The sequence below is a fragment of the Pseudomonas sp. W15Feb9B genome, from assembly GCF_000828175.1.
Taxonomy (GTDB): domain Bacteria; phylum Pseudomonadota; class Gammaproteobacteria; order Pseudomonadales; family Pseudomonadaceae; genus Aquipseudomonas; species Aquipseudomonas parakoreensis.
This window is the reverse complement of sequence record NZ_JTKF01000009.1, coordinates 95,184-121,450: the sequence shown is the minus strand read 5'-3', so window position 1 is coordinate 121,450 and position 26,267 is coordinate 95,184. Positions and strand designations below refer to the sequence as shown.

The following is a 26,267-nucleotide window of genomic DNA, read 5'->3' as shown; positions in this document are numbered from 1 at the left end:
CGCCCTGCGATATCGCCGGAGTACAGAACATGGGTACCGTCAGCAAACTCAGTCAGCACATCAAACAAAAAGGCCTGCGCGCCACCCTCGCCAAGGCGTGGAAGCACTACGTATTTTTCCATCAGGAACTGCTGTGGATGGAGCGCGATCTGGTCAGTCCGGTGCCACCGCACAGCCTCAAACCGTACCCGCCGCTGCGGGTGGTAAAAATCACCGCCGACAACGCCAGCGCCTTTGCCCGCTACTTCGGCGACCGCGTCGGAACCATGGCCGAGCTGGCCAACGAAGGGCACACCGGGCACATGCACCTGGACGATCAGGGCGATGCCGTGGCGTTCATCTGGGGCAGCGCACGGGACTACTTCGACCGGCATTACTACGGATGCCTGTTCCCGGTAAAACCAAGGGAATTCTTCGAGTTCGGCGGCGAGCTGACCCGCGCCTACTGGGGCAGCGAACTGTCGGTAGACCTTCAGCTGGAACTGTGGAAAGCCATGGCGGCCCAGGGCTGCGACAAGGTGGTGGACGTCTGCGAATTCCACAACATCCCGGCGCTGAAACTGCATTTGCGCATGGGGTACACCGAGCAAGGCCGGATCATGAACGTCTACACCCTGTTCGGTCGCTGGCGCTTCTACCGCGAAACCCGCTACAGCGGCTCGCGGCTGGATGCGCTGCGCAAACCGTCCCGTCCACCTGTCACAGCCACGGCGGCCTGAATCTATGGTGACGCGATTCGAATGGTGCACTTCGCTGTGCGCCGCCGATTTCCCGGCAGTCGCCTATGAGGCGCTGCGCCTGCGGGTGACGGATCACACGCCGTTCAACCAACTGGGCTGGTTGTGCGCGGCAGAGCAGGCACTGAGCGCGGGCGAGAGCCTGCACATCCTGCTCGGTTGGGAAGCGGACGAATTGCGCCTGTGCCTGCCACTGGTGGCGGGCCGCGAGCGCTTTGCCGGCGTGCCGTTTCGCGTGTTGCATCACTTGGGCCATCCACTGGCGGACCGACTGGCCCTGCTGTCGTTGCTCGAGGGCGATGACATGCGCGAAGCCCTGCGCCTGATCCGCCGACACCTGCCGCACGCGCTGCTGCAACTCAACGAGTTATCCGAGCCTGCGGGTGAAGAAAGCGCTCTCACCCCATGGATGGCCCAGAGTTCGACGGGCGAACGCCGTCTCAGTTGCCGGGTGCCGGTGCATCTGATCAGCGAGGCGGATCACCAGGAGGTCTCCGGTGACCCGCGCTACAAGCTGCGCCGGGCGCGTAAACGGATTGCCGCGTGTGGCGCCCTGGTGCGGCGCATTACCCCCGACGCGCTGAGCATGGGTCCGCTGTTGCGGGCGATCAGCGAAGTCGAAGCGGTGAGCTGGAAAGGTGACGAAGGCGTGGGGATCTTCGCCAGCGAGCGCAGTCGGCAATGGATCGAACGCGCCTTCACCGCCCTCGCCGGCCAGGGCCTGGTGCGGGTGGTGACGCTGGAACTCAACGGGCGTTGCATCAGCTATCGCCTCGGCTTGCTGGAACAGGGTCGACTCTACGATTACAACCTCGCGTTCCTGCCGCAATACGCCGATCTGGGCAGCGGTCGGGTGTTGCTGGAGGAATGGATTCGCTGGGGGCTGGATGAGCACTGGCGCTGGATCGATGCCTCGCGGGTCAGCCTGGAAAACTCCAGCCACCAGTTACACGAGCGCATGACCGGCCAACTGGAACACTGGCGCTGGAGTTTCTATTCCTGGCGCCCCAGCGGGATATTGCTGGGGCTGGGGTTGCGCCTCTGGCATCGCTTGAAACCGACGGTGCAGCAATGGCGCGCGCGACGTGCAGCCAGACCGGCACCCACACCTGTCGTCATCACCACGGAGGGCGATCATGCCTCGCCAAGTCATAGTCAACGCTGACGATTTCGGTTTGAGCCCGAACGAAAACGCGACGATCTTCGCCGCGTTTCAGGCCGGGGTCATCAGCTCGGCCACGGCCATGGCCAACATGCCGGCATTTGAGGCGGCCTGTGTGATGGCCCGGCATGCGTCGCTGCAAGGTCGGGTCGGATTGCACTTCAATCTGACTTACGGTCGACCGCTGAGTGCTTCGATTCTGCGCAGCCGAACCTTTTGCGACGGGCATGGCGTGTTCGATCTGAGCCTGCCACGCCATAGCCTGTGGCTGAGTCGCGAAGATCGCGACGCAGTACGAGAAGAGTTGCAGGCGCAGTGGCAGCGTTGTGTCGAGCATGGCGTACGGCCAAGCCACATCGACTCGCACCAACACGTGCACAACATCTGGCCGATTGGTGAAATCGTCGCGCGGTTTGCCGCTCAGCAAGGCGTGCCGATTCGCCTGGCGCGCAATCTGGGGCAGAACCTCAGTCTGCCAAAACGCTTGTTCAAAGGTTTGCTCAATTGGCGCTTGCAGAGTCTGGCCGGCGCCACGGCGGACTACGTGTGCACGCCAGTGGACCTGCGCAACGCCCCCGCACCGAGCGACGGCGTGCTGGAAATCGTCGCCCACCCCAATCAGCTCGACAGCGATTTCGGCGATGCCTATCTCAACCCCGGAGAATCCCTGAGCCGCGTGCTGGAGCAGCGGCTGACGGGGGTACCGCGGGTGTCCTATGCCGATTTGAACAAGGATTTTTTACGGGGTGCCGCGGCACTCGATTGATTCATTCTCACAACAGCAACATCCACCACACCGGGCCTCGGCCACGGAGGGCAACATGAGTGTTATCGAAAAGCTGCGCGAACGCATCCGTCAAAAAGGCCTCGGCCGTCTCTTCGCCACCCTGTGGAAACGCTACGTGTTCTTCCACTGGGAGCTGCTGTGGATGGAGCGCGACCTGGTCTCCCCGGTGCCGCCGCACAAGCTGCGCCCCTACGAAGGCTTGCGCAAAGTCGATATCACCCCGCTGAACACCGGGGCGTTCGCCAAACACTTCGGCGATCGCGTCGACACCATGGCCGAACTCGCCGCCGAGGGTCACACCGGACACATGTACCTCGATGCCGACGGCCACGCGGTGGCCTTCATCTGGGGCAGCATTCGCGACTACCACGACCGCCACTATTACGGCTGCTGGTTCCCGGTGAAACCTGGCGAGTTCTTCGAATTCGGCGGCGAAATGGCCCGGCCGTATTTCGGCACCAGCCTGTCGGTGGACGTACAAGTCGCCCTCTGGGAAGCCATGGCGGCTCAAGGCTGCGACAAAGTCGTCGATGTCTGCGAAACCCACAACATCCCGGCGCTGAAGCTGCACATCCGCATGGGCTACCACGAACAGGGCCGCGTCACCCACGTCTACGGCCTGTTCGGCCGCTGGCGCTTCTACCGCGAAAGCCGCTATGACGGCTCACGCCTGGAACCCCTGCGCAAACCTGGGCGGCCAGTGGTGAGTGCGGCGGCGCAGGCGTGATTCGGTCGTAAGAGCGCTGGCGGCCATTTGGCCGCCAGCGCGAGCAGGCTCGCTCCCACATTGGATTTGTGTACGACACCATCTTCGAGCCATCGCCTATGTGGCACAGGCTTGCTCAAACATTCAGAAGGGTCAAACGGGCGAAGTTGGTTCTGATTCTTTCAGCCAGACTTGAGATCTTGCCGACGCCTTCGCTGGCAAGCCAGCTCCCACAGGTGTTCAGGTGTCCTCGCTATTTTCGTGCGAACCAAAAAACTGTGGGAGTCTGGCTTGCCAGCGATGAGGCCGGTTGGATCGATGGAAAACTTCAGGCCTTGCTGGCGACCAAGGTGAAGCACAGCGGCATCTGCGCTGGCCGATTCAGGTACTGGTCATACACCTCTTCGCGGTTCGAATGTGCATATTCTCTGAAGTGTGCGATGTTCAGCCCGGCCGCGATGGCGCCGCTGAAGATCGCGCCGAGGGTGTGCACGAACCAGTAGGACTTGGCAGCCTGCTGCTCGATCTTGCCGACGTAGACAATCGGTTCTTCCTGCACGAATGGCTCGGCGCGGAAGTAGGAGCTGGCGAGGCGGTACGGGTCTTCGCCTTCAGGATCAACCATTTCCAGAAACGGATGGGTTTCATAGATCACCAGTTTGCCGCCCGTTTTCAGGGTTAACGCCACGTGGCGAAAGAACTCGCCGATGTCGGGCATCCAGTTCAGCACACCGATGGTGATCAGCGCCACGTCGAAGCGGCTGTGCAGCGCAGCCGGCAGGTGATGGATATCGCATTCGATGAATTCAGCGTTGTACGGCGAGCGCTGGTTCAACTCACGGGCCTGTTCGAGAAACGCCTCCGATTGATCGACGCCGACCACACTGCGTGCACCGAGGGCAAACAGCGACAGGCTTTCGCGACCGTTGTTGCAACCGAGTTGAATCAACTCTTTACCGTCCACGCCGACCTGTTCCAGCAGACCGCGCAAGGTGTCGTCGAGGCAGGAAAAGTCTGCCTGCGAAACGTCGTTCAACAGCGCTTGCCATTCCGCCGATTCACGGTGATGGCGAGCGGAATCGTTCCACGCCTGTCGATTGCTGTCGATGGCGGTTTTATTGTTGGGCACTTCCATGGCGCACTCCGGACGATGCTCGTGATTGAGCGGCCCCGAGTCTAGAACAGCCCGATCAATACGGTTGTTGCGACTTTGTAAGCCGCACCGCCGATCCACTGTGGGAGCTGGCTTGCCAGCGATAGCGGCGGTTCAGCCAAATCATCATCGACTGAAGCTCCGCTATCGCGAGCAGGCTCGCTCCTGTAGTTCGGAACGCTTACATCTGATTCAGGCGTTCACGCAGGAATTCGACCAGTGCCTGCACCGGGCGCGACGCCTGGCGATGCTGCGGGTAGACCGCCGACAGGGTCAGCGGTTCGGGCCTGTAGTCGTCGAGTACCGGCACCAGTCGCCCGTCCTTCAGCGCCGCGCCGACGATGAACGTCGGCAGATAGGTAATCCCCATTCCCTGCACCGCTGCATCCCTCAGCAGCTCGCCGTTGTTTACCCGCATGCGCCCGGTGACGTTGACCAGCAGCGGCTTGCCCTGCCCCGCGTTGAAGCGCCATTGCACCGAACGACCATGGCCGTACGGCAGGCAGTCGTGGCTGTGCAGGTCTTCGGGGTTGAGCGGTGTGCCACGTTCGGCCAGATACGCCGGGCTGGCGCAGTACACCCGTTCGATGGCGGCGATGCGCCGGGCGATCAGCGTCGAGTCTTCCAGCACACCGATACGCAACGCCAGGTCATAACCTTCGCCGAGCAGGTCCACCGGGCGATCACTCAAATCCACCTCCACCGTGACATCGCGATAGCGCTGCAAAAACAGCGGCAACAGACAACCCAAATGCGCCACGGCAAACGACAGCGGCGCGCTGAGGCGAATCGTCCCGCGTGGCTCGGCGGTCTGCCCGGCGATGCCCTGTTCGACCTGCTCCACTTCGCCCAGCAGGCGCAGCGCCGATTCGTAGTAGCTCTGGCCCAGCGGCGTGACGTCGAGGCGTCGGGTGGAACGATTCAACAGCCGCACACCGAGGCGCTCTTCGAGCTGCATCAAACGGCGGCTGACGAACTGCTTGGACAGGCCCAATTGATCAGCCGCGGCCGTGAAGCTGCCGGAGTCCATGACCTGGCAAAAAATACGCATGTCTTCGAACGGGTTCATTGTCACTCTCTGGTGGACAGTTAAACGCTTTATAGCCGCTTTTTCACTTTTCGACAGCTCATTAATCTGTGTTCACGGTTTGAAAACAGCCCGACACAACACCAACAACTTTCGAAAATGGAATTGAGCATGAACATCAAAAAAACCCTGACCGCATCCCTCCTCGCCCTCTCTATCGGCAACGCATTCGCCGCCGGCAGCCCGGGCGTCGAACACAACACCCAGGCCTTTCTCGAAGCCCTCGCCGCCGGCGGTGGCAAACCATTGGAACAGTTGAGCCCGAAGGATGCCCGTGCGGTGCTGACTGGCGCTCAGGCGTCGGTGAAAGTCGACCTCTCCGGGGTTGAAGTCAGCGACAAGGCGATCGAGGTCGATGGCCAGACCATCAACCTCAAAGTGGTGCGGCCGGCCAAGGTCAAAGGCGAATTGCCGGTGTTCATGTTCTTCCACGGCGGCGGTTGGGTGTTGGGCGATTACCCGACTCACCAACGCCTGATTCGCGATCTGGTGGTCGGCTCTGGAGCGGTCGCGGTGTACGTCGATTACACGCCGTCGCCGGAAGCGCAGTACCCGACAGCGATCAACCAGGCCTATGCGGCGACAAAATGGGTCGCGGAAAACGGCAAGCAGATCGGGGTCGATGGCAAGCGTCTGGCGGTGGCCGGTAACAGCGTCGGCGGCAACATGGCAGCGGTCGTCGCGTTGATGGCCAAGGAAAAGCAAACCCCGGCCCTGCGCTTCCAACTGTTGATGTGGCCGGTGACCAACGCCGGGTTCGATAACGGCTCGTACCAGCAATTTGCCGAGGGGCATTTCCTGACCAAGGGCATGATGCAGTGGTTCTGGGACAACTACACCACCAACCCGGCCGAACGCGCGCAGATCCACGCCTCGCCGCTCAATGCCAGCGCCGAACAGCTCAAGGGCCTGCCCGCCGCGCTGGTACAGACCGCCGAATTCGACGTGCTGCGTGACGAAGGCGAAGGCTACGCACGGCATCTGGATGCGGCCGGCGTGCCGGTGACCTCGGTGCGCTACAACGGGATGATTCATGACTTTGGCTTGCTCAATCCGCTGAACCAGATTCCCGAAGTGAAAGCGGCCGTGCGCCAGGCCGCGGCGGAGTTGAAGACGCATCTGAACTGAGGTCCCCTCACTCGCCACACCCGACGGTGTGGCGAGTTTTTTGCCTGACCACATTCTGTGGCGAGGGAGCTTGCTCCCGCTGGGCTGCGCAGCGGCCCCGAAATTGTGTGAGCGCTGCGCGCTCAAGCGGGAGCAAGCTCCCTCGCCACAACAGCGCTCATCATCGTGGAGCACATCATGCCCTTCTTCCTCACCCACCTGCTGTCCTGGAGCGCCGCCCTGCTGCTGCTCGACGCGCTGCTCTGGCACCTCGCCCCGTTCAAGCACCGCGCACCGCGGGTCGGTGTGCGGCTGGTGCTGTTTCTGGCATTCAGCGCGCTGGCCATCAATGCCGGCGTCAGTCCGTTGCAGGCTCCACTGTTTGCCGATGACCCGGTGACGCAGCTCGGGGCGACGGCGCTGGGCATTCTCTGGTGGCTGTACGCCGCGCGGGTGCTGACCGAAGTGATCGGCCTGATTCTGATGCGACGCATTGGCCACAGCGGTCGGCTGTTGCAGGACGTGATTGGCGCGCTGGTGTTTCTGGCGGCGATCGTCGCGGCCGCCGGGTATGTGCTGGAGCTGCCGGTCAAAGGCTTGCTGGCGACGTCCGGGGTGGTGGCGATCGTCGTCGGTCTGGCGTTGCAAAGCACCTTGAGCGACGTGTTCTCGGGGATCGTGCTCAACACCACCAAGCCGTATCAGGTCGACGATTTCGTGGTGATCGACGGTGTCGAGGGCAAGGTCATCGACATCGACTGGCGCGCCACGCATTTGTTGACCAGCAGCGGCACCCTGGCGGTCGTACCGAACTCGGTGGCGGCCAAGGCGAAAATCGTCAATCTCAGCCGTCCGACCAACCTGCACGGGGTCTCGATCAGCATCAAGGTGCCGAATCACATTCGCCCACGGCGGGTGCTCGACGCCCTCGACCGCACCCTGCAAGGCAGCAGCAGTCTGCTGCTCAATCCGCCGCCCAAAGCCGTGTTGAAAGAGGCCGGTGAGGAGATGTCCGAGTATGTCGCCAGCGGTTTCATCAGTGAACTGGGCAAGAAAGGCGAAGTGCGCAATCAACTGTTCGACCTCGCCCACCGGCATCTCGAAGCTGCAGGTATTTCCCGCCATCCCGATGGCGTGATCGAGCCCTCGACCCGCGCCCGGGCGTTGCTCGATGAAGTGAAAGTTTTCCGCTCGTTGAGCCATGAGGAACGTGATCGCCTCGCCGAATCGATGGTCGCACAACAATACGCGGCCGGTCAGGTGGTGCTGGGGCTGGATGAAGTGCCCGACAGTCTGTTTGTCATCGCCACCGGCGTGGTCAGTGCGACCGTGCCCGACGGCGACGGCCAGACCGAGGCCGGACGCATGGGGCCAAGCGAGGTCATGGGCGAACAGAGCATCCTCGCCGATACGCCGTCGCAAGCGACGTTCACCGCACTGACGTCGAGCATCATCTACCGCCTCGACAAAGCCCTGACCCGTCAGTGCATGGAGCAGCGCAGCGAAGTCGGCCAGGCGCTGAACAAATTGCAGGCCGTGCGACAGCAGAACAGCCGGCTGGCGTTGATGGCCAAACCGGTGGCGGTGCGCAAAGGTGGTTTTCTGGGTTGGCTGCAAAAGCGCTAGCCCTGTCAAACAGGTGAACGCCAAACCTCGTGGCGAGGGAGCTTGCTCCCGCTTGAGTGCGCAGCGCTCACAAGATTTCGGGGACTGCTGCGCAGCCCAGCGGGAGCAAGCTTCCTCGCCACAGGAGGTGGTGGATTGCGCCTCTTTTTACTGCACATGAAAATGCCCGCAATCAAGCGGGCACTTTCAGTTCAAGCAATCACTTGGCAGTGAACTTGGTGTAGCTGTTGATCAGGTTGCGGTAGTTCGGCAGGCGTTCGGACAGCAGGTGCGCCAGGCCTTCCATGTCATTGCGCCAGTCACCTTGCAGCTCGCAGGCCACGGCAAACCAGTTCAGCAGATGTGCACCGGCCGCCGACATGCGCGCCCACGCCGCTTGTTGCACGGTGGTGTTGAAAGTGCCGGACGAGTCGGTGACCACAAACACTTCAAAACCTTCGGCGATGGCCGACAGGGTCGGGAACGCCACGCAGACGTCGGTCACCACACCGGCGATGATCAGTTGCTTGCGGCCAGTGGCTTTGATCGCCTTGACGAAGTCTTCGTTGTCCCAGGCGTTGATCTGGCCAGGACGTTGAATGAAGGGTGCATCCGGGAACTGCTCGCGCAGCTCAGGCACGATCGGGCCGTTCGGGCCGGCGTCGAAACTGGTGGTGAGGATGGTTGGCAGCTTGAAGAACTTGGCGATGTCGCCCAGTGCCAGCACGTTGTTTTTGAATTCGTTTGGCGAGAAATCCTGTACCAGCGAGATCAGACCGGTCTGGTGGTCGACCAGCAGCACGACCGCATCATCTTTGTTCAGACGCTTGTAGGGAACGCTCATGGGAAACTCCTCGGTGGATGGTTGTTGCGTGAGGCGCCGACCGGGTGGCCGGCGCTTTTTTGTAGTGATCAGAACGCGAAACAGGAACAGCCGAACGCGCCCCAGAAACCGGCGAAGTCACTGACCGGAGCGTTCGACAGTCGGGCTTTTTCATGGCTGTGCGCGTGCACCGCGCAGGCACCGACGCACTGATGCACCTGCGCCTGCAAAGGCGAGTTAGGGCGCCAGTGGCCCGGCACTTTGACCACCGGCGACCAGTCCGGCAGCACGGGGATCGAGCGTGGGCCGAGGTCTTCGAAATCTCCGGCGGCGTAAACGATCTTGCCGCCGACCACGGTCAGCACCGACTCGATCCACTTGATCGCTTCTTCTTCAACGTGGAAGAAGTCCGCGCTCAGCGCCGCCAGATCCGCCAGTTGCCCGACCTTGATCTGGCCCTTCTTGCCCTGCTCGGACGAGAACCAGGCGCTGCCGTGGGTGAACAATTCCAGCGCAGTGGTGCGCGGCAAACCTTCTTCGTACAACGCCAGACCGCCGACGGTGCGACCGCTGACCATCCAGTACAGCGAGGTCCACGGGTTGTAGCTGGAAACCCGGGTGGCATCGGTGCCCGCGCCCACCGGCACGCCTTCGGCGAGCATGCGTTTGATCGGTGGCGTGGCTTCGGCGGCTTTCGCGCCGTAACGGTCGACGAAGTACTCGCCCTGGAACGCCATGCGATCCTGAATCGCGATGCCGCCGCCCAGTGCCCTCACCCGCTCAATGTTCTGCGGGGTGATGGTTTCGGCGTGGTCGAAGAACCACGGCAGGCCGTTGAACGGAATGTCGCGATTGACCTTCTCGAACACGTCGAGCATGCGGCTGATCGATTCGTTGTAGGTGGCGTGCAAGCGGAATGGCCAGCGCTGCTCGACCAGATGGCGCACCACCGGTTCCAGCTCCTGTTCCATGGTCTGCGGCAGGTCCGGACGCGGTTCGAGGAAGTCTTCGAAGTCGGCGGCGGAGAACACCAGCATCTCGCCAGCGCCGTTGTGGCGCAGGAAGTCATCACCCTGATGCAACTTGACGCTGCCGGTCCAGTTCTGGAAATCGGTCAGCTCTTCTTTCGGTTTCTGGGTGAACAGGTTGTAGGCGATGCGCACGGTCAACTGGTCGTCCTTGGCCAGTTGCTCGATCACCTGATAGTCGTCGGGATAGTTCTGGAAACCACCGCCGGCATCGATCGCGCTGGTCAGGCCGAGGCGATTGAGTTCGCGCATGAACTGCCGGGTCGAGTTGACCTGATAGTCCAGCGGCAACTTCGGCCCCTTGGCCAGCGTCGAGTACAGAATCATCGCATTGGGTTTTGCCACCAGCATGCCGGTCGGATTGCCGTTGGCATCGCGCACGATCTCGCCGCCCGGCGGGTTCGGCGTGTCGCGGGTGTAACCGGCAACCCGCAGTGCGGCACGGTTGAGCAGCGCGCGGTCGTACAGGTGCAGGACGAACACCGGCGTATCCGGCGCGGCCTGGTTGAGTTCTTCGAGGGTCGGCATGCGTTTTTCGGCGAACTGGAATTCGTTCCAGCCACCGACCACGCGCACCCATTGCGGGGTCGGCGTGCGGTCGGCCTGCTCCTTGAGCATGCGCAGTGCATCAGCCAGCGACGGCACGCCTTCCCAGCGCAGTTCGAGGTTGTAGTTGAGGCCGCCACGGATCAGGTGCAGGTGCGAGTCGTTGAGGCCGGGGATCACGCAGCGCCCGTGCAGGTCGATCACTTGCGTGGCCGAACCACGCAGGGCCATGGCCTGGGTGTCGTTGCCGACGACGACAAAGCGTCCGTCCTTGATCGCCACAGCACTGGCGAGGGGTTTTTCGCGGTCTACCGTATGAAATTGGCCATTGAACAGAATCAGATCGGCGTTCATCGCAGTTCCTTCGAGATAAGTGAAACGAAGTCCGTATCCGCCCCTTCAGCGCGGCGGATGGGCGTTGGATTCCAGGTGTTCATGGGACTGACTGGCCGCCAGCCACGGCGCGAACAAGCGAGTGGCGGCCGGCATGCAGACGTACACCACCGACAGCACGATGGTCAGGGTGATCAGGAACGTGGCGACCACATAGTTGGACAGGAATGCATTGAGTTGCAGCAGCGGTCCCCAGATCAGCGGCACCAGCAAGGTGTGCGGCAGAATCACGAACAGCGTCACGACGGCCTGCTTCCAGCGCGGTGGTGGCGTGGCAGCGTCGACCAGTGGCGTGAACCAGAATTCGTTGGCCGCATTGACCTCGGTCTGGTCGCCGTCGGCGAGCATCGGCGCGGCTTCTTCGATCAGCGCCTGACGCTGTGGGGAGTCGAGCCAGCGCTGCATCGCCTCGGTCGAGCAATAACGCAGCACGCAGGTGAACAGCGCGAGGCCACCCTGTTTACTGCGCATTACGTCCACACCCAGGTGCCCTTCTTCACGCCCCGCTACGCTGACGATATTGCGCAGCCAGGCTTCGTAGGGCTGTTCGAAGCCGGCCTTGACTCGATGCTTGACGATCAGCGTCACGGTTTCTTCGGTTCCCGGTTTTCTCAGGGACGGGGTATCAGGCATAGCGAAGCACTCCGGGCAAACGAGCATTGAGCGCCAGCCGTCCGGGCCCGGCGATCAGCACAGTGGTGAAGAGGATCAACAGCAACCAGCCGAACTGCCCTTCGGCCACACTCCATTGCGGATGCACGAGCAGCAGCGCTACCAGCAGCACAAACAGAATAGGCAAGCACGCCAGTCTCACCAGTAACCCGGCGACGATCAGCAGCGGACAGAGGACTTCGGCGAAGATCGCCAGGATCAACGTGAGGTGAGCACCGAGATGGAACGGGTCTTCGATGAGTTGCAGTTGCGCGGTGAAGTCCAGCAGCTTGGGCAAGCCGTGGACGAACAGTAGAAACAACCCGCCGGTCACCCGCAGAAACAGCAGGCCGAGGTTTTGCGCCCGGTCATTGCGTTGTACAGCGTTCATGGGCTCACCCTTGATCAATCATTGCCGGTAATGGTGCAACGATTGATCCAGGGGAAATTGGATGGGTGTGCTCTCTTTGCCTTGGAACGGTCGGGCTACAGTGGTGCTTCAGCCTTCAACTGCAGATTATCCAGCGCCCGGTTCACCGCCAACGCACCGAGCATGATCCATTGCGCGATCCACAGAAAAACGAGCCTTCATCGCTGACACTTGTAAATAGAACATTCATGTGTCACTTCAATAGCCCCCAAAGGAAGTGTCCATTCCCGCTGCTGGCTCTCCAGGTGCAATCTGATCATCGGGGTTATAACTGAACACGTTAGTATCTGATGCCTCCATATCGACTTTTACTATCGGCAAAAATCGACCTGTCGTCTGGAAGTAATCGTGTTGACCAAACTGAGCCTGCAACAAGCCCTTGCTGGTGTAGTGGCCCTTGAGGCTGTAGTAAAAAGCTTCAAGCGGAATCTGTAAGGGTATGTCCTGAGGCCATGTTTGAATCATGACCTCATTCCATCCATCGCCATTCGGCACGCTGGGGCGAACATCGATGTTAAGTTGAAACTGTTCAGGATCAATATTGAAAGCACAACTTGTGCGCGGCTGTGCGGCATAGAGAGCAGCCCAACTTTCTACACTAGTGACACCCCGTTCGTCGCACATCTGCCCCCGAACTCGACAGGTGTCTTCTACTGGACGGGCTGTAGCTCCGTCAAAGGGATAGGCACACATTACTCTGAGAGGAGTTGCCGCCGGTGCGAAGCTTTCACGAACAATAAAACCCTGTTGATATACCGGCTTTTTCAAGTTTGCGTCCTTGCGCAAATAGGTAAATGAAACCCCATTATTGATGACAGAACCCGGACTGGGATTCCACATATGGTAGCTTGTGGAGGCTTTGGTTCCCCTTATCAATACACCATTGCAATGAAATGCCGTTTTACCGCCTGAACAAGTTTTACTGGTATTCATGTATCTCGCATTGAGCTGAGCAGCCACTTGATAACCGACATAGAGCTGATCTTGTTGATTGAAGCCAAATACTTTATCGGGTGCCAAGTCGAGAGCCAAACGTAATATGGGCAACCAATCGCCGGTGGCCTTGAAGTAGTCACGTTGATCTTTTTGAGCTCCCGCTAATGCTCCTTCATGTGTCACGTCATAAAAAAGCCCCAGAATCGGCATTTGCAAGGGTGCGCTGGCCTCCCAGTTGCGAATCTGTACTTGGGTGGGACGGGCTGACCACGCGGCATCGATCCCCTGATGAGCTATCAAACTTGCCTCAAATGTTTGTGGTTCTTGACTGCTGAATGAACATTGAGCTGCCGGCTGCCAGTCATGTTGTCGAAAATGTTCGATCCAACTCGCCGAATCATTGACCCCCAGGCTGGCACAGGAGCTTGGATCGGTCATTGCCGCGGCAGTCGACACTTTCCATCCGCAACCAAATTCGGGATGCGCCGCTTGCAGAGGTAACTTGAATGGATACGCACAAAGCAGTTCCAGGTCCTTGCCTTGGCCGATAGCCGTGAATCCATCGCTGAACAAAACTCCATGTGCTGCATCGAGTGTTCGTGTACTGAGATCGGAGCGCAAGTAAACAAAGCTTTCCGCCCCCAGTTGGGACGACACCGCATCATGCTTCCAGAACTCTCCCTCTGACGGGCTTCCACGCGCCAGTACACCGCTACAGAAAAAGGCCGGTTTATCCCCCGGACACATTCGAGTGTTGTATTGAAAACTGCGATTGAGCAACTGTGCAACTTCCGGTCCCGTGACTCCCTGAGCGTTCGCGGTCAGTAGCGTAAGAATCAGGAATGCAAGACATCCGAAGACCTTCGATTGCCTTGCCAATAGAAAGAAGTGAAAAGGTGAGCAGACAGTGTTTCCCGATATTTGAAAACTCATGACGAAAACTCCTGCCAACAAAAGAGGCGACGGAGCATTTAGACTCGAGATGAGAGGGGTTGGCTACTGTCAGAAATTACAGGTTTTGTCCTATTCCGACAAAAGGCTCGATCGAATAATTACCTTCGATGTATCTCGTGCAAAAAGTTCGCTCGGCGAAAGCCGAAAGGCCTTGTGGCTTATCGCACGCAACCACAATACCTTTGAACACCGCGCTAAACCGCCGGGATATCCAGCGACACCGACATGAACTGGCTGATCCGCGACCGCAGCCATTTCTCCGCCGGGTCGTTGTCATGCACCCCGCTCCACGCCATCGACAGTTGCGCCGCATCAATCGGAAATGGCGGATCCTCAGCCCGCAACGCACAGCCTTCGACCAGCGCACACGCGGCATAGTCCGGCACGGTGGCAATCATTTCAGTGCCGGCGAGCAAGGCGCGCAAACCGCTGAACTGCGGCACGCCGAGCACCACTCGGCGGCGCCGGCCGACCTTGGCCAGGTCCACGTCAATGTTGCCGCTCAGATCCCCCGAGAACGACACCATGGCGTGCGGGCGCTCGCAGTATTCGTCGAGGGTCAGCGGGCCCGGGCGATCATCACCACGCAGGACCTTACAGGGAATGTCGCGCAGTTTCTTGCGCTTGGCGTTGGCCGGCAGATCGGTGGTGTAGCTGACCCCGACCGAGATTTCCCCGGAAGCCAGCAGTGCCGGCATCAGCAGATAGTTGGCGCGGCGTACGACCACGACAATACCCGGTGCTTCTTGCTGAAGGTTGCGCAGCAGCGGTGGAAACAGACCGAACTCGGCGTCGTCCGACAGGCCGATGCGGAACACGTCGCAACTGCTGGCCGGGTCGAACTCTTTGGCCCGGCTGACCGCGCCGGAGATCACATCCATCGCCGGTTGCAGCTCCTGCAGAATCGCCAGCGCACGCGCCGTCGGCTCCATGCTGCGGCCGTTGCGCAACAGCAGCGGATCATCGAACAGATCACGCAAACGCCCCAGCGCGGCACTGACTGCTGGCTGGCCCATGAACAGTTTTTCGGCGACGCGGGTCAGGTTCTTTTCGAACATCAGCGCTTCGAAAATCACCAGCAGGTTCATGTCGACACGGCGCAGATCGTTACGGTTCATGGGCTGCAATTCCTTCTAAGACCGTTCGCAAGTGCCGAGCACTTTACCCGATCAACGGTGGTTTGCATCCGTGTCATGCCTGCGAATTAACAACGATTAACTCGTCAGCCGGCATGTCCCTTCTTAACAATGAAGGCCTCTGCGCAGCGTTGTTTTTCACCTCCACGACACGGACACCGGCCATGGCTCATCTACAGCAATCCGTCGCCCTCGCCCCTGCCAGCGAAACGCCCCGGCCGCTTATCGGCGGCCTCAGCCCGCAACGGGAGCGGCAGGTCAAACAACTGATCCTCGAACGCCTCGGAGAAAGCCTGGAAGTGGCCGAGCTGGCACGCGCCTGCTCATTGTCGCGCAGCCATTTCTCCCGGGCGTTCAAGGCCAGCACCGGCCTCGCGCCGCAGGACTGGATCCGCGAACAGCGCATTGCCCGCGCCAAGCTGCTGATCCGCCACACCGACCTGAGCCTGACGCAGATCAGCCTGGATTGCGGATTCTGTGATCAGGCACATTTCTGTCACATGTTCACCCGCAGCGAAGGGATCAATCCGTTTGCCTGGCGCTGTCAGGTCATGCGTGAAGACAAAGACACCCGGACACGGCATCTGAGCTTTTGAGCGTTGCGCAGGAGCCCGGCGTTGCACTGATGGCCAAACCTGAGGAATATGCTGCGATACCTTGTAGCCGACGATCTGCGTCTTCACGCAGCGTCCATCTGCCAGGATCGCCGCATCACCGCAGGAGTGCGCTGTTGAGTCTTTCCCCGAATCAGGCCATCGGCTTCGGCCCCTATCGGATTTACACCGGGCAACGATTGGTCATGGAAGGTGACCAGCCGTTGCGGCTGGGACGGCGCGCCATGGATATTCTGCTGATGCTGCTGGCGCATGCCGGGGAAGTGGTGAGCAAGCAGCAACTGCTCGCCGGCGTATGGGCGGACACCGTCGTCGAGGACATCAATCTGCGGGTGCACATGGCCGCCCTGCGCAAGGCACTGGGCGACGGTCAGGCCGGTCAGCGCTATATCGTGACTGTGGCCCAGCGCGGCTACAGTTTCGTTGCCCCACTGACGGTGCACGCCAACGGACAACGGCTACTGGAGGCGGCGCCCGGGCGTCACAACCTGCCGCTGCGCCGTACCCGGATGATCGGGCGCCAGTCACTGGTGGACAGCTTGATGCAGCAACTGCCGCGACAGCGCTGCATCACCCTCATCGGCCCCGGCGGCATTGGCAAGACCACCGTCGCCCTGCGCGTCGCCGAGCAGTTGCTCGGACGCTATCGCGATGGCATCCGCCTGCTGGATCTGGCGCCGCTCAACGACCCGGCGCTGATCGCCTCACAACTGGCGACCCTGCTCGATCTGGCAGTACACGACGGCGCGCCGCTGGCGAGTGTGATCAACGATTTGCGCGAGCGGCAGATGCTGCTGGTGATCGATAACTGCGAGCACCTCATCGATGCCGTGGCGCTGCTCGTCGAGAGCCTTCTGCGCGGCGCGCCGCAGGTACACATTCTGGCCACCAGCCGCGAAAGTCTGCGCGCTGAGGGCGAGTTCGTGCAGCGTCTGGAATCCCTCGATTGCCCGCCTGCGACGAGCCGTCTCGATCGCGAGCAGGCGATGACTTTCGCCGCCCTGCAACTGTTCGTCGAACGAGCGATGGGCGCCCATGAACGCTTTGAACTGAGCGACGCCGAGCTGCCACTGGCGATGGAAATCTGCCGGCGTCTGGACGGTATTCCGCTAGCTCTGGAACTGGCGGCAGCGCAGGTCGAAGGCCTGGGCCTGAGCGGCCTGCTGGAACAATGGCAGGATCATTTGCACCCGCTGGCGGCGGGCAACCACCAGCGCCATGCGCGGCATCAAACGCTGCACGCCACACTGGACTGGAGTTTCAATCTGCTCACCCCTTGCGAACAGACTTGCCTGCGCCGCCTCGGGGTGTTTCGCGGCAGCTTCAGTCTGGCCTCGGCCGCGGCGGTGATCGTCGGTCAACACATCGATCCCACGCAGGTGCTCGCATCGGTTACGCAACTGGTGGGTAAATCGCTGCTGAACGTGGAAGTCGGTGATGAAGAAGTGTTTTATCGCCTGCTCGACACCACCCGCCATTACGCCCTGGAAAAACTCGAACTCAGCGGCGAACGCGAAATCCTGCGCGAACGCCACGCCGAACGCTATCTGACGCTGATGGAGCAAGCACAGACCGAGTGGGAACACACTCCGACCACACAATGGATCGAGCGCTATGCCCGAGGTCTGGAAGACCTGCGCGCTGCACTCGACTGGAGTTTGCACGGCAACGGCTCGCGCCCTCTCGGCATCCGTTTGACCGCGACGTCGGCCGCGTTGTGGCAGGAGCTGTCATTGCTCAAGGAATATGGCGCGCATGTCCGTCAGGCGTTGACCCTGCTCGAAAGCGCGGCACAACCTTGTCCGCGCCTGCAGACAGCCTTGCAACTGGCACTCGGCAGCGCTTGTTATCACACTTGCGGCGGTTCACCGGAAACCATTGAAGCGTTCACTCAGGCTCACGCGCTGGCGCAGCAGCACCACGACGTCGCCGCGCAATTGCGCGCCATTTCCGGCCACCTGGCGGTCAATCTCAGCTGCGGGCATTACCAGGCGGCATTGCAGCAAAGCGAACAGTTCGACCGCCTCGGTGGCCACGACGACCCGCTGCTGTCATTGAGCATTCACCGCTTGCGCGTCCTGGCGCTGCACTTTGCCGGCGACCAGCCGCGCGCGCGGATCAACGCCGAGCAAGTGATTCAGCGTATGGCCCACAGTGGTTGTCGCAACCGCTTCACCCACGGCTTTGGCGTGCAGTACGACCAGAGCGTGGCTTCGTTGACCATTCTCGCCCGGGTGTTGTGGCTGCAGGGGTTTCCCGAACAGGCGTGGCGCACCGCCCGGCAGGCGCTGGATATCGCCGTGCAGATCAACCACGGTACGTCGATCTGCTACACCCTGGCATTGGCCAGCTGCCTGATTGCGCATTACAACGGCGACGCCAGGACTGCGCGCGAATTGTTGCAACTGTTGCTGGAGCAGGCGCAAAAGCACTCGGTGCTGCTGTTCTATCGTTGGGGACGGCACTATGCGCAGGTGATCGATGAACGCCTGGCCCCACCCGACGCGCCGGCGGATAACGGGCTGATCAAGGAGCTGATGGTCACGCTCGATGCTCGCCATATCGATGACGCGTTGCTGGAGCGGGCACACAGTGGCGCGGCAGGCTGGAGCACGGCGGAGGTACTGCGGGCCGAGGCTGAGCGGTTATTGGCGGATGAGGCGGATAGTCCGCAGGGACGCCTTGGCGAACAGGCAGAACACCTCCTGCAAAACGCCATCGCCATCGCCCGTGCCCAGGGCGCGCTGGCCTGGGAACTGCGCAGCGCCACAACATTGGCCCAACTGTGGCAGCGCCAATCACGCCACCGCGAAGCATTGGCGCTGCTGACCCCGATCCATCAACGCCTCACCGAAGGCTACGCCACGCCGGACCTGCGCAAGGTGCGCTTATTGCTCGATGCGTTGCATGAACAGTTGCACACCCGCAGTTGATCGATTTGGCCTGCGGTACAGCGCACGATGGTACGCGATAGCACTCGGTTCAACGCTGGCTTCGGGCTGTTCACGGACGTAACAGCGAAGAAGATTGAGCATTCGATAACGCACCGCATCTGCACCCCGCTCCACCGTCAGCCATGACTTGGCGGCCAGGCGTTCGATCACCGATCGCAGATGCCCACCGTCGATGACCCGCAGCGCAGCCTCTTCGGTGAAGGCCATCTTGAATACCGACAGGCGCTGCAAGACCCGACGTTCGCAGGGCCGCAGATCCTGATAGCTCCAGTCCAACGCTGCGCTCATGGATTGATGCCGTGGCTTCGCGGTGCGACGACCATGCCTGAGCAGGTGCAGACCGTTGTCCAGTTGCGCTTGCAGCCCTACCAGCGCCAGCGCATCGATCTGCGCGGCCGCCAGTTCAATGGCCAATGGCAAACCGTCGAGACGACGACAGAGACTGCACACGGTTTGCAGATCCTGCTCGCGCAGGCTGAAATCGTGCTGCCGGGCACGCGCGCGACTGACCAGCAATTGCACCGCCGAATAGCCCATGAGCTCATCGATACTGGCCGGTGTCGAGGCCTTGGGAAAGGTCAATGGCGCAATCGGTTGCAGGGTTTCCAGATTGGCCTGCAACGGTTCGCGACTGGTGACCAGCAGCGCCAGCCGCGGCGCCGCCAGTTGCAGTCGCTCCACCAATGCCCGGCATGAGTCACGACACCGCTCGCTGTTATCCAGCAGCAGCAAGGCATGACGCGACGCTAACGCATCGAACGAAAGGTCAAGGCTGCGCAACAGGTGTTCAAGCAATGACGGCGCATCACCGAGCATGGACAGGTCGATGTACCAGACGCCGTCGCGGTAATGCTGCAACAGCAATTCGGCCACCCGCAGCGCCACCGTGGATTTGCCGATGCCGGCCGGGCCTGTCAGTGTCATCAAGCGGCACAGGGGCATTTGCCGGACCAGACGGCCCACCAGCGAATCGCGGCCGATGACCGGAGTCAGGCGAGCGGGCAGATTCTGTTGCGGCGTCTGCAAGGTATCGAACACGACCTGCGCGACGCTGTCGCCGTGCACCGGCGCGATAAAGCTGTAACCACATTGCGGCACGTTGACGATGTAGCGCTGGCCCTTCTCGCCATCGCCCAGCGCCCGGCGCAACGCGGCGATGTGCACCCGCAGGTTGATCTCTTCGACCACACTGTCCGGCCACACGCGGGCGATCAACTGCTCCTTGCGGACGACGCGACCGGCGTGTTCGACCAGCACCTGCAAAATATCGAGGGCGCGGCCGCCCATGCGCAATGGTCGATCCCCGTCGAGGATCAGCCGTTGGCGCAGATGAAAGGCGTATGGCCCGAAATACAACACCGATGCAGCGGGTAAATCTTTGTGGCTGTTCATGCCGTTTTCCAGCGCCAGCGCGCGCGGGCAGCATGCCCTCGGCGCTCAGCGCTTCTCCCTTCCAAGCGTTACCGTTTATCTTGGCAGGCGCAGGTGACGGTACAACCTCCATACAGGGCGCAACACGGACATCCGGATGCACCGGACGGACACAACCGCTCTAGCTGAACTGTTCGCGGTATTGCGCCGGGGTCAGGCCGAGCTTTTCCGCAAACAGAAAACGCATATGGCGCACACTGCCGAAACCACTTTTGTAGGCCACGGTCTTCAACGGCAGCTCAGTGGTTTCCAGCAGATTACGCGCGCAATCGATCCGGGCGTTTTGCAAAAACTCCATCGGCGTCATGTTCACATCCCGCGCAAACAGCCGCGCAAAATGCCGGGTACTCATGTTTGCCAGCCCCGCCATGCGCTCGACGGTAAAGGCTTCGTCGAGATGCTCCAGCACATGGTTCTGCACCCGGGTGATCGCGGTTTCCTGTGGCGCCACTGCGGCCATCAACGGACTGAACTGCGCTTGCCCGCCCTGACGTTTCATCACCACCAGCAGCACCTTGGCCACGTCCTGAGCGAGCTTTTTCCCGTGATCCCGGGCGACCACGGCCAATGCCAGATCGATGCCGGCGGTCACGCCTCCCGAGGTAATCAGGTTGCGGTCTTCGGTGTAAATCTGGTCGGTTTCCACCTGCGCCTTGGGGAACGCCTTGATCAGACGTTCGGTGTAGTTCCAGTGAGTGGTCACGCGATAACCGTCGAGCAGACCGGCATGCCCGAGCACAAACGCCCCGGTGCAGATCGAACCGTAGCAACCGGACTGCCCCACCGAGCGTTGCAACCAGGCAAGCAGCGCCGGATGTTTTTCGTTATAGGCACCCGGTCCACCCGGCACCAGCAGCAAGTCGAAGGCCTGGGCCGGGTCGTCAATATGGCGGTCAGTCTGCACCCGCACACCATTGGACGCCCGCAGCATCCCGTGCTCGGTGCCCAAGGTGATCAGTTGGTAATGATCTTCGGGTTTCAAGTAGCGATTGGCGACCGAAAACACCTCCATGGGGCCGGCCATGTCGAGCAGGAGAAAGTCGGGGAACAGCACCATTGCCACGGTTTTCATGGGTGAACATCACTGAAATCAAGGGAAGGAACAGACCCGCATTATGGCCAAGTGCGTGACATCCAGCGAAAAGAATGCGTGATCGACTCCACAAAACTGTCAACCTGAACAGGACAGTATTTCAATTTCGATCTACTTATTGCCTCATCCGATTAACAGTAACCTTCTCCTCACTCGGACGAATCAACGTCCTGCAAGGAGAATTCATCATGCTGACCCTTCGCAAAGCTTCCGACCGCGGCTTCGCCAATCATGGCTGGCTGAAGTCCTTCCACACCTTTTCCTTCGCCAGCTACCGCGACCCGCGCGAACAGGGTTTTTCCGACCTGCTGGTGATCAACGATGACCGCGTGGCGGCCGGCAAGGGTTTCGGCCAGCACCCGCACCGCGACATGGAGATCTTTTCCTACGTGCTTGAAGGTGCGCTGGAGCATAAGGACACCTTGGGCACCGGCTCGGTGATCCGCCCCGGTGACGTGCAACTGATGAGCGCCGGCAGTGGCGTGGCCCACAGCGAATTCAACCATTCGGCCACCCGGCCAGTGCACTTTCTGCAGATCTGGATCGTGCCGGAAGTGGCCGGTGCCAAGCCGCGCTACCAGCAGGAGCACTTCAGCGCGCAGAAAAAACGCGGTCGCCTGCAACTGATCATCTCGCCGGACGGTAGCGATGGTTCGCTGACAGTGCGCCAGGATGCCCGGGTTTACGCCGGGTTGTTCGATGGCAAGGAAAGCGCGACGCTGGAACTGCCCGCCAACCGTTACGCCTACGTGCATGTGGCGCGTGGCAGCGTTGAACTCAACGGCCAGTCGCTGCAGGAAGGTGACGGCGTGCGGGTTCGCGAGGAACAGGCGTTGACCCTGAGCAATGGCGTGGATGCCGAAGTCCTGGTGTTTGACTTGCGTCCGCAAGAGCTGCCGCAAATGCCATGAGGCAGGGTTTCCAAAGCCAACAAAAACGGCCTTCGATTGAAGGCCGTTTTTTTATTTTGGCAACACCGATGATGGCAACTCGGCAGGCTTGGCAGCACCGACATCTTTGCCCGCCTGAACCGCCGCCAAAGTTGTTTGTATCGCTGCATACAGGTTGGCCTGACTGGCGAAATAGCCACCCACGACAATGCTGACCACACCAAACAAATGCACAGCCGTTGCCATCCAGACGTTGGCATTCACGGTACCCGCCTTTTTGAGCGCCTCTTTGGACTCGATGGCAATGCCTTGAATCATCGAGTCGTAGCGTTTATCCCGTTCGACCTGAATGCGCTCATTCACCTTGTCTCGCTCTGCCTGGGAGCAAAGGAACTCTCGAATATCGGCGTGCACTCGCTCTACCCGAGCATCCATCCTTACCTCGATGGTCTCGATCCTGGCGTTGAATTCTTCACGGCTGATAGCGTTCATGGCTTGTGTGTTACGACCCCTGTTCAATGTGTCAGTGCTTTGATATTGCTCGAATTCCCTGGCTTTCAATCCGATCCCTTCCCTGGGTTACCGATACCTGTTCTGGCGCATCCCTCACACCGATTTCCTGGCGCTGCAAGTTGCATCAACAGTAGGGCTGACGCTCCAAGCCCACAAGCCGGCTGGTTCTGCTTTGAATGTAGGGCGTTTCGTCAGTCTATGTAGCTTGTCCAAAGCGCTTTGAGCCGTTACTCATTCTCCAGTGCAAACGCCTCGACAATCTGCTCAATCACCGCCCTGACACGTGCGGTGTGACGTAAATCCGCGTGGGTCACCAGCCAGACCTCATACGGCTGCGGGCGATTGCGTTCCGGCCAGAGCCTGACCAGGCCATCGCGCTCGCCCATGTACACCGGAATCTCTCCTACGCCCAGACCAGCCGCAATCGAGCGGCGGACCAACAGACTGGAGCTCAGGCTGGCGACGATACGCCCGCGATGCAGCGGCTCGCACACCAGTGTCATGTCCTTATGCGTCTGCAAATACGGTTGGTAGACCACCAGGTCATGGCCTTCGAACGCCGTACTCTGCGGCGGAATGCCATGGGCGTCGATATACGTCTGTGATGCGAACAATCCCACGGGCCAGCGCGCAATCCGCCGCGCGATCAGATCGGGATTGTCAGGCCGGGTATTACGCACAGCGATGTCCGCCTCGCGCTTGGCCAGGCTAAGTATCTGCGTGGAAGCGTCCAGTTGCACGCGCACGTCCGGGTGCTGCGCGTGCAGGCGGCTAATGGCCGGGATCAGGAAGTCGATGGCCAGTGAATCGGTGGTGCTGACGCGTACGGTGCCGGTCAGACGATCATCCAGGCCCTGAATCTGCCGCTCAAGCGCCAGCGCCGACTGCTCCATTTTTTCCACGCTTTTGAGCGCGGCTTCGCCGACTGCGGTCAGTGCGTAGCCGTCGGACGTGCGCAGGAACAAGGTCGCGCTCAAGGACTTTTCCAGCGCCGTGATCCGTCGCCCGACGGTCGCCTGATCCACCCCCAGAACCCGCGCTGCGCCGCGTAAAGTCGACTCTCTGCATACCGCGAGAAATACCCGCGCATCATCCCAGTTCATGTTGTCCCGCCCGATGCGAATTTGCATCACTATAAAGCCAAATCGCTGCATTACCGCAGCAAAGATAGCCGATATCCTGAGCGCCATAGACCTCCCTCAGGATTGCTGTCATGCGTACATCGACCTCCGCGTTACCGATTTTCTCGGGGCTATGCGCCAGCCTGGTCGGCATTGGTCTGGCGCGTTTTGCCTATACACCGCTTATTCCCTCGCTGATTCAGGCGCAGTGGTTTTCTGCCAACGATGTGGTGTACCTCGGCGCAGCCAATCTGATCGGTTATCTGATCGGCGCCTTGCTCGGCCGGCCGCTAGCGCGGCAGCTGGGCAATAAAAACGCCTTGCGACTGATGATGCTGCTGGTCACCGCAGCGTTTTTTGCCTGTGCATTTCCGTTGTCGGTGAGCTGGTTCTTTGGCTGGCGGTTGCTGTCGGGGATTACCGGCGGCGCAATTATGGTGCTGGTGGCGGCGACTGTTCTGCCCCACGTGCCGGCATCCCGCAAAGGGCTGGCCAGTGGTGCGATTTTTCTCGGCATCGGCCTGGGGATCGCCGCCTCCGGCACCCTCGTCCCGCCCTTATTGAATATGGGCCTGCACGCCACCTGGTTGGGTCTGGGCGGATTGTCGCTGTTGCTGACCGCAATAAGCTGGTTTGGCTGGCCTGCTGATCTCCCGCACCCGACCGCCACTCACGCAGGCGCGACGGTTGAGCCAACCCCCTCCGCCGTCTATTTGCTGTTCGGCCAATACGCATTCATGGCCGCAGGTCTGGTGCCGGCCATGGTGTTTCTGGTGGATTACGTGGCTCGCGGGCTTGGTGCCGGGGCGCAGATTGGTGCACTGGTTTGGGTGATGTATGGCCTGGGGGCAATTGTCGGCCCGGTAAGTTATGGCTTTCTCGCGGATCGGCTTGGCGCGCGGATGGGCATTCGGCTGGTATTGGTGGTACAGGCGATTGCGCTGGGACTGCTGGCGGTTTCCCACTCCTTCATGGCGTTGGCCGTACTGGCAGTGATCATCGGTTCATTCCCGCCCGGCATCGTGCCTCTGGCCCTGGCTCGCGTGCATGAACTGGTGCCTGATCACCATCGCCAGCAAATCGCCTGGAGCCGCGCCACCGTTTCGTTTGCCACCTTTCAGGCGCTGGCCGGATTTGCCTATTCGGCGCTGTTCAATGCCACGGGCGGTCATCACGCAATACTCTTCGTGATCGCCGCAGGGGCGATTGTCGTGGCGATTATGTTGGAGCATGCCCTGAAATGGCTGCCCTCAGCGACTGAACCGCGCGTCTGTGAAAATTGACGGGAATCATTGCCTGCGGGCTGTGCTCCCATCTTCAGAACCTCAAGCAACAGGAATCGACATGACTTTGCCCAGCGAAATGACCCGTATCGAAATCACTCAACCTGGTGGCCCCGAAGTGTTGCAAGCCAAGCGTGTGCCCCTGCCCGTCGCCGCAGCCGGTGAAGTGCTGATTCGCGTGCATGCCGCCGGGATCAATCGCCCCGACGCCCTGCAACGGGCAGGCAAATACCCGATGAAGCCGGGCATGAACCCGATCCCCGGTCTGGAAGTGGCCGGCGAAGTGGTGGCGCTGGGTGCCGGTGTCAGTCAGTTTGCCGTGGGGGACAAGGTTTGCGCGCTGACCAACGGCGGCGGTTACGCTGAATACTGCACGGTGCCGGCCGGGCAAACCTTGCCGATCCCCGAAGGTCTGGACTGGGTGCAGGCCGCCGCGATCCCCGAAACGTTCTTTACCGTGTGGGCCAACCTGTTCGGTCTCGGCAACGCCCAACGTGGTCAGCGCGTGCTGATCCACGGTGGCACCAGCGGCATCGGCACCACCGCGCTGATGCTGTGCCGCGAGTTCGGCATCGAAGCCTTTGCCACCGCCGGCAGTGCCGATAAATGCGCGGCAATCAGCAAACTGGGTGGGCAGCCGATCAATTATCGCGAACAGGATTTCGCCATGGTCATCGCCGAAAAAACTGCAGGCCAAGGGGTGAACGCGATTCTCGACATCATGGGCGCCTCGTACCTCAACGCAAATGTCAGCGCGCTGGCGATGGATGGCCGGCTGGTGATGCTGGGCTTTCTTGGTGGTGGCAAGGCCAACGACATCGACCTGCTGGCGATCATGGCCAAGCGTGCGGTGATCACTGGCTCATTGCTGCGAGCGCGCACCGCAGAGGAAAAGGCCGAGATTGCCGGGCAACTGCGCGAACATGTTTGGCCAGCGCTGGCCGCCGGGCGCTGCTTGCCGATCATCGACAAGGTTTATTCGCTGAACGATGCGGCCCAGGCGCATGCGCGCATGGAGGGTGGCGACCACATCGGCAAAATCGTTCTGCGGGTGAATTGAGCCGCAGCATTTTGTAATCGTTAAGGGCGCACGGTGGTCGAAAAAGTCACGCGCAGACCGAGCCTTC

The 26,267-nt window shown here is 60.8% G+C and carries 23 protein-coding genes; 11 read left to right on the top strand and 12 right to left on the bottom strand.

Going from position 1 to position 26,267, the window contains the following annotated elements:
- Window positions 1–29: 29 nt before the first annotated feature.
- The 4 genes from OC71_RS07040 to OC71_RS07025 are packed head-to-tail and all read left to right on the top strand — an operon-like array spanning window position 30 to window position 3,413.
- Window positions 30–719: a GNAT family N-acetyltransferase gene (locus OC71_RS07040; RefSeq protein WP_041066246.1), complete on the top strand. Its 690-nt coding sequence runs from the start codon at window positions 30–32 to the stop codon at window positions 717–719.
- Between the two features lie 4 nt (window positions 720–723).
- Window positions 724–1,902, top strand: a complete 1,179-nt coding sequence (locus OC71_RS07035) for a GNAT family N-acetyltransferase (protein WP_041066243.1) — start codon at window positions 724–726, stop codon at window positions 1,900–1,902.
- A complete protein-coding gene (locus OC71_RS07030) occupies window positions 1,874–2,665 on the top strand; it encodes a ChbG/HpnK family deacetylase (protein WP_041066240.1) in 792 nt (263 codons plus the stop codon). The genes OC71_RS07035 and OC71_RS07030 overlap by 29 nt, the downstream gene beginning before the upstream one ends.
- A gap of 55 nt (window positions 2,666–2,720) precedes the next feature.
- Window positions 2,721–3,413 carry a GNAT family N-acetyltransferase gene (locus tag OC71_RS07025; RefSeq protein WP_041066238.1) on the top strand — a complete coding sequence of 231 codons (693 nt, stop codon included), beginning with the start codon at window positions 2,721–2,723 and terminating at the stop codon, window positions 3,411–3,413.
- A 307-nt stretch (window positions 3,414–3,720) separates the two neighbouring features.
- On the opposite strand, the gene OC71_RS07020 is transcribed toward OC71_RS07025, so the two are convergent.
- Both OC71_RS07020 and OC71_RS07015 read right to left on the bottom strand, forming a co-directional pair.
- Complete coding sequence (locus OC71_RS07020) at window positions 3,721–4,527, bottom strand: class I SAM-dependent methyltransferase (protein ID WP_041066235.1); 807 nt, start codon at window positions 4,525–4,527, stop codon at window positions 3,721–3,723.
- A 199-nt stretch (window positions 4,528–4,726) separates the two neighbouring features.
- A complete protein-coding gene (locus tag OC71_RS07015) occupies window positions 4,727–5,614 on the bottom strand; it encodes a LysR family transcriptional regulator (RefSeq protein ID WP_041066230.1) in 888 nt (295 codons plus the stop codon).
- Window positions 5,615–5,743: 129 nt separating this feature from the next.
- On the opposite strand from OC71_RS07015, the gene OC71_RS07010 reads away from it, so the two are divergent.
- Both OC71_RS07010 and OC71_RS07005 read left to right on the top strand, forming a co-directional pair.
- A complete protein-coding gene (locus tag OC71_RS07010; protein WP_041066227.1) occupies window positions 5,744–6,760 on the top strand; it encodes an alpha/beta hydrolase in 1,017 nt (338 codons plus the stop codon).
- A gap of 177 nt (window positions 6,761–6,937) precedes the next feature.
- Window positions 6,938–8,365, top strand: a complete 1,428-nt coding sequence (locus OC71_RS07005; RefSeq protein ID WP_041066224.1) for a mechanosensitive ion channel family protein — start codon at window positions 6,938–6,940, stop codon at window positions 8,363–8,365.
- Between the two features lie 199 nt (window positions 8,366–8,564).
- Here the strand turns inward: OC71_RS07005 and ycaC are convergent, their stop codons facing one another.
- From ycaC to OC71_RS06975, 6 genes are all read right to left on the bottom strand, one after another.
- Window positions 8,565–9,188: an isochorismate family cysteine hydrolase YcaC gene (ycaC, locus tag OC71_RS07000; RefSeq protein WP_041066222.1), complete on the bottom strand. Its 624-nt coding sequence runs from the start codon at window positions 9,186–9,188 to the stop codon at window positions 8,565–8,567.
- 68 nt (window positions 9,189–9,256) lie between these two features.
- Window positions 9,257–11,095 carry an amidohydrolase gene (locus OC71_RS06995; protein WP_041066219.1) on the bottom strand — a complete coding sequence of 613 codons (1,839 nt, stop codon included), beginning with the start codon at window positions 11,093–11,095 and terminating at the stop codon, window positions 9,257–9,259.
- A gap of 45 nt (window positions 11,096–11,140) precedes the next feature.
- Window positions 11,141–11,767: an antibiotic biosynthesis monooxygenase gene (locus tag OC71_RS06990; protein WP_041066216.1), complete on the bottom strand. Its 627-nt coding sequence runs from the start codon at window positions 11,765–11,767 to the stop codon at window positions 11,141–11,143.
- Window positions 11,760–12,176, bottom strand: a complete 417-nt coding sequence (locus OC71_RS06985; RefSeq protein WP_041066213.1) for a DoxX family protein — start codon at window positions 12,174–12,176, stop codon at window positions 11,760–11,762. Before OC71_RS06985 ends, OC71_RS06990 begins: the two co-directional genes overlap by 8 nt.
- A gap of 237 nt (window positions 12,177–12,413) precedes the next feature.
- A complete protein-coding gene (locus tag OC71_RS27555; RefSeq protein ID WP_140396019.1) occupies window positions 12,414–14,084 on the bottom strand; it encodes a hypothetical protein in 1,671 nt (556 codons plus the stop codon).
- Window positions 14,085–14,299: 215 nt separating this feature from the next.
- Window positions 14,300–15,223 (bottom strand): LysR family transcriptional regulator, encoded by a 924-nt coding sequence (locus tag OC71_RS06975; RefSeq protein WP_041066210.1) that lies wholly within the window; start codon window positions 15,221–15,223, stop codon window positions 14,300–14,302.
- Between the two features lie 182 nt (window positions 15,224–15,405).
- On the opposite strand from OC71_RS06975, the gene OC71_RS06970 reads away from it, so the two are divergent.
- Window positions 15,406–15,837 carry a helix-turn-helix domain-containing protein gene (locus tag OC71_RS06970; protein WP_041066207.1) on the top strand — a complete coding sequence of 144 codons (432 nt, stop codon included), beginning with the start codon at window positions 15,406–15,408 and terminating at the stop codon, window positions 15,835–15,837.
- A 134-nt stretch (window positions 15,838–15,971) separates the two neighbouring features.
- Complete coding sequence (locus tag OC71_RS06965; protein ID WP_041066204.1) at window positions 15,972–18,788, top strand: winged helix-turn-helix domain-containing protein; 2,817 nt, start codon at window positions 15,972–15,974, stop codon at window positions 18,786–18,788.
- Here OC71_RS06965 and OC71_RS06960 read toward each other — a convergent pair.
- Together OC71_RS06960 and OC71_RS06955 are read right to left on the bottom strand one after the other, a co-directional pair.
- Entirely contained in the window at window positions 18,744–20,201 is a 1,458-nt protein-coding gene (locus OC71_RS06960; RefSeq protein ID WP_041066201.1) for a winged helix-turn-helix domain-containing protein, read from the bottom strand. The two genes, OC71_RS06965 and OC71_RS06960, sit on opposite strands and share 45 nt — an antisense overlap.
- A gap of 160 nt (window positions 20,202–20,361) precedes the next feature.
- Window positions 20,362–21,312 carry a GlxA family transcriptional regulator gene (locus OC71_RS06955; protein ID WP_041066198.1) on the bottom strand — a complete coding sequence of 317 codons (951 nt, stop codon included), beginning with the start codon at window positions 21,310–21,312 and terminating at the stop codon, window positions 20,362–20,364.
- A gap of 209 nt (window positions 21,313–21,521) precedes the next feature.
- On the opposite strand from OC71_RS06955, the gene OC71_RS06950 reads away from it, so the two are divergent.
- Window positions 21,522–22,244, top strand: coding sequence for a pirin family protein (locus tag OC71_RS06950; protein WP_041066195.1), 723 nt, complete (start codon window positions 21,522–21,524; stop codon window positions 22,242–22,244).
- 51 nt (window positions 22,245–22,295) lie between these two features.
- Here the strand turns inward: OC71_RS06950 and OC71_RS06945 are convergent, their stop codons facing one another.
- The gene (locus OC71_RS06945) at window positions 22,296–22,715 is read right to left on the bottom strand and encodes a hypothetical protein (protein ID WP_041066339.1); all 420 of its coding nucleotides are present in this window, start codon (window positions 22,713–22,715) and stop codon (window positions 22,296–22,298) included.
- Window positions 22,716–22,963: 248 nt separating this feature from the next.
- A complete protein-coding gene (locus OC71_RS06940) occupies window positions 22,964–23,839 on the bottom strand; it encodes a LysR family transcriptional regulator (RefSeq protein WP_041066337.1) in 876 nt (291 codons plus the stop codon).
- Window positions 23,840–23,949: 110 nt separating this feature from the next.
- Between OC71_RS06940 and OC71_RS06935 the strand changes: the two genes are divergently transcribed.
- A complete protein-coding gene (locus tag OC71_RS06935; protein WP_041066193.1) occupies window positions 23,950–25,140 on the top strand; it encodes a YbfB/YjiJ family MFS transporter in 1,191 nt (396 codons plus the stop codon).
- Between the two features lie 61 nt (window positions 25,141–25,201).
- Window positions 25,202–26,200 (top strand): NAD(P)H-quinone oxidoreductase, encoded by a 999-nt coding sequence (locus OC71_RS06930; protein ID WP_041066190.1) that lies wholly within the window; start codon window positions 25,202–25,204, stop codon window positions 26,198–26,200.
- Window positions 26,201–26,267 lie beyond the last annotated feature (67 nt).

Coding starts and splice junctions, on each gene's coding strand:
- OC71_RS07040 (WP_041066246.1), top strand. CDS start 30: ATGGGTACCGTCAGCAAACTCAGTCAGCACATCAAACAAAAAGGCCTG.
- OC71_RS07035 (WP_041066243.1), top strand. CDS start 724: ATGGTGACGCGATTCGAATGGTGCACTTCGCTGTGCGCCGCCGATTTC.
- OC71_RS07030 (WP_041066240.1), top strand. CDS start 1,874: ATGCCTCGCCAAGTCATAGTCAACGCTGACGATTTCGGTTTGAGCCCG.
- OC71_RS07025 (WP_041066238.1), top strand. CDS start 2,721: ATGAGTGTTATCGAAAAGCTGCGCGAACGCATCCGTCAAAAAGGCCTC.
- OC71_RS07020 (WP_041066235.1), bottom strand. CDS start 4,527: ATGGAAGTGCCCAACAATAAAACCGCCATCGACAGCAATCGACAGGCG.
- OC71_RS07015 (WP_041066230.1), bottom strand. CDS start 5,614: ATGAACCCGTTCGAAGACATGCGTATTTTTTGCCAGGTCATGGACTCC.
- OC71_RS07010 (WP_041066227.1), top strand. CDS start 5,744: ATGAACATCAAAAAAACCCTGACCGCATCCCTCCTCGCCCTCTCTATC.
- OC71_RS07005 (WP_041066224.1), top strand. CDS start 6,938: ATGCCCTTCTTCCTCACCCACCTGCTGTCCTGGAGCGCCGCCCTGCTG.
- ycaC (WP_041066222.1), bottom strand. CDS start 9,188: ATGAGCGTTCCCTACAAGCGTCTGAACAAAGATGATGCGGTCGTGCTG.
- OC71_RS06995 (WP_041066219.1), bottom strand. CDS start 11,095: ATGAACGCCGATCTGATTCTGTTCAATGGCCAATTTCATACGGTAGAC.
- OC71_RS06990 (WP_041066216.1), bottom strand. CDS start 11,767: ATGCCTGATACCCCGTCCCTGAGAAAACCGGGAACCGAAGAAACCGTG.
- OC71_RS06985 (WP_041066213.1), bottom strand. CDS start 12,176: ATGAACGCTGTACAACGCAATGACCGGGCGCAAAACCTCGGCCTGCTG.
- OC71_RS27555 (WP_140396019.1), bottom strand. CDS start 14,084: ATGAGTTTTCAAATATCGGGAAACACTGTCTGCTCACCTTTTCACTTC.
- OC71_RS06975 (WP_041066210.1), bottom strand. CDS start 15,223: ATGAACCGTAACGATCTGCGCCGTGTCGACATGAACCTGCTGGTGATT.
- OC71_RS06970 (WP_041066207.1), top strand. CDS start 15,406: ATGGCTCATCTACAGCAATCCGTCGCCCTCGCCCCTGCCAGCGAAACG.
- OC71_RS06960 (WP_041066201.1), bottom strand. CDS start 20,201: ATGAACAGCCACAAAGATTTACCCGCTGCATCGGTGTTGTATTTCGGG.
- OC71_RS06955 (WP_041066198.1), bottom strand. CDS start 21,312: ATGAAAACCGTGGCAATGGTGCTGTTCCCCGACTTTCTCCTGCTCGAC.
- OC71_RS06950 (WP_041066195.1), top strand. CDS start 21,522: ATGCTGACCCTTCGCAAAGCTTCCGACCGCGGCTTCGCCAATCATGGC.
- OC71_RS06945 (WP_041066339.1), bottom strand. CDS start 22,715: ATGAACGCTATCAGCCGTGAAGAATTCAACGCCAGGATCGAGACCATC.
- OC71_RS06940 (WP_041066337.1), bottom strand. CDS start 23,839: ATGAACTGGGATGATGCGCGGGTATTTCTCGCGGTATGCAGAGAGTCG.
- OC71_RS06935 (WP_041066193.1), top strand. CDS start 23,950: ATGCGTACATCGACCTCCGCGTTACCGATTTTCTCGGGGCTATGCGCC.
- OC71_RS06930 (WP_041066190.1), top strand. CDS start 25,202: ATGACTTTGCCCAGCGAAATGACCCGTATCGAAATCACTCAACCTGGT.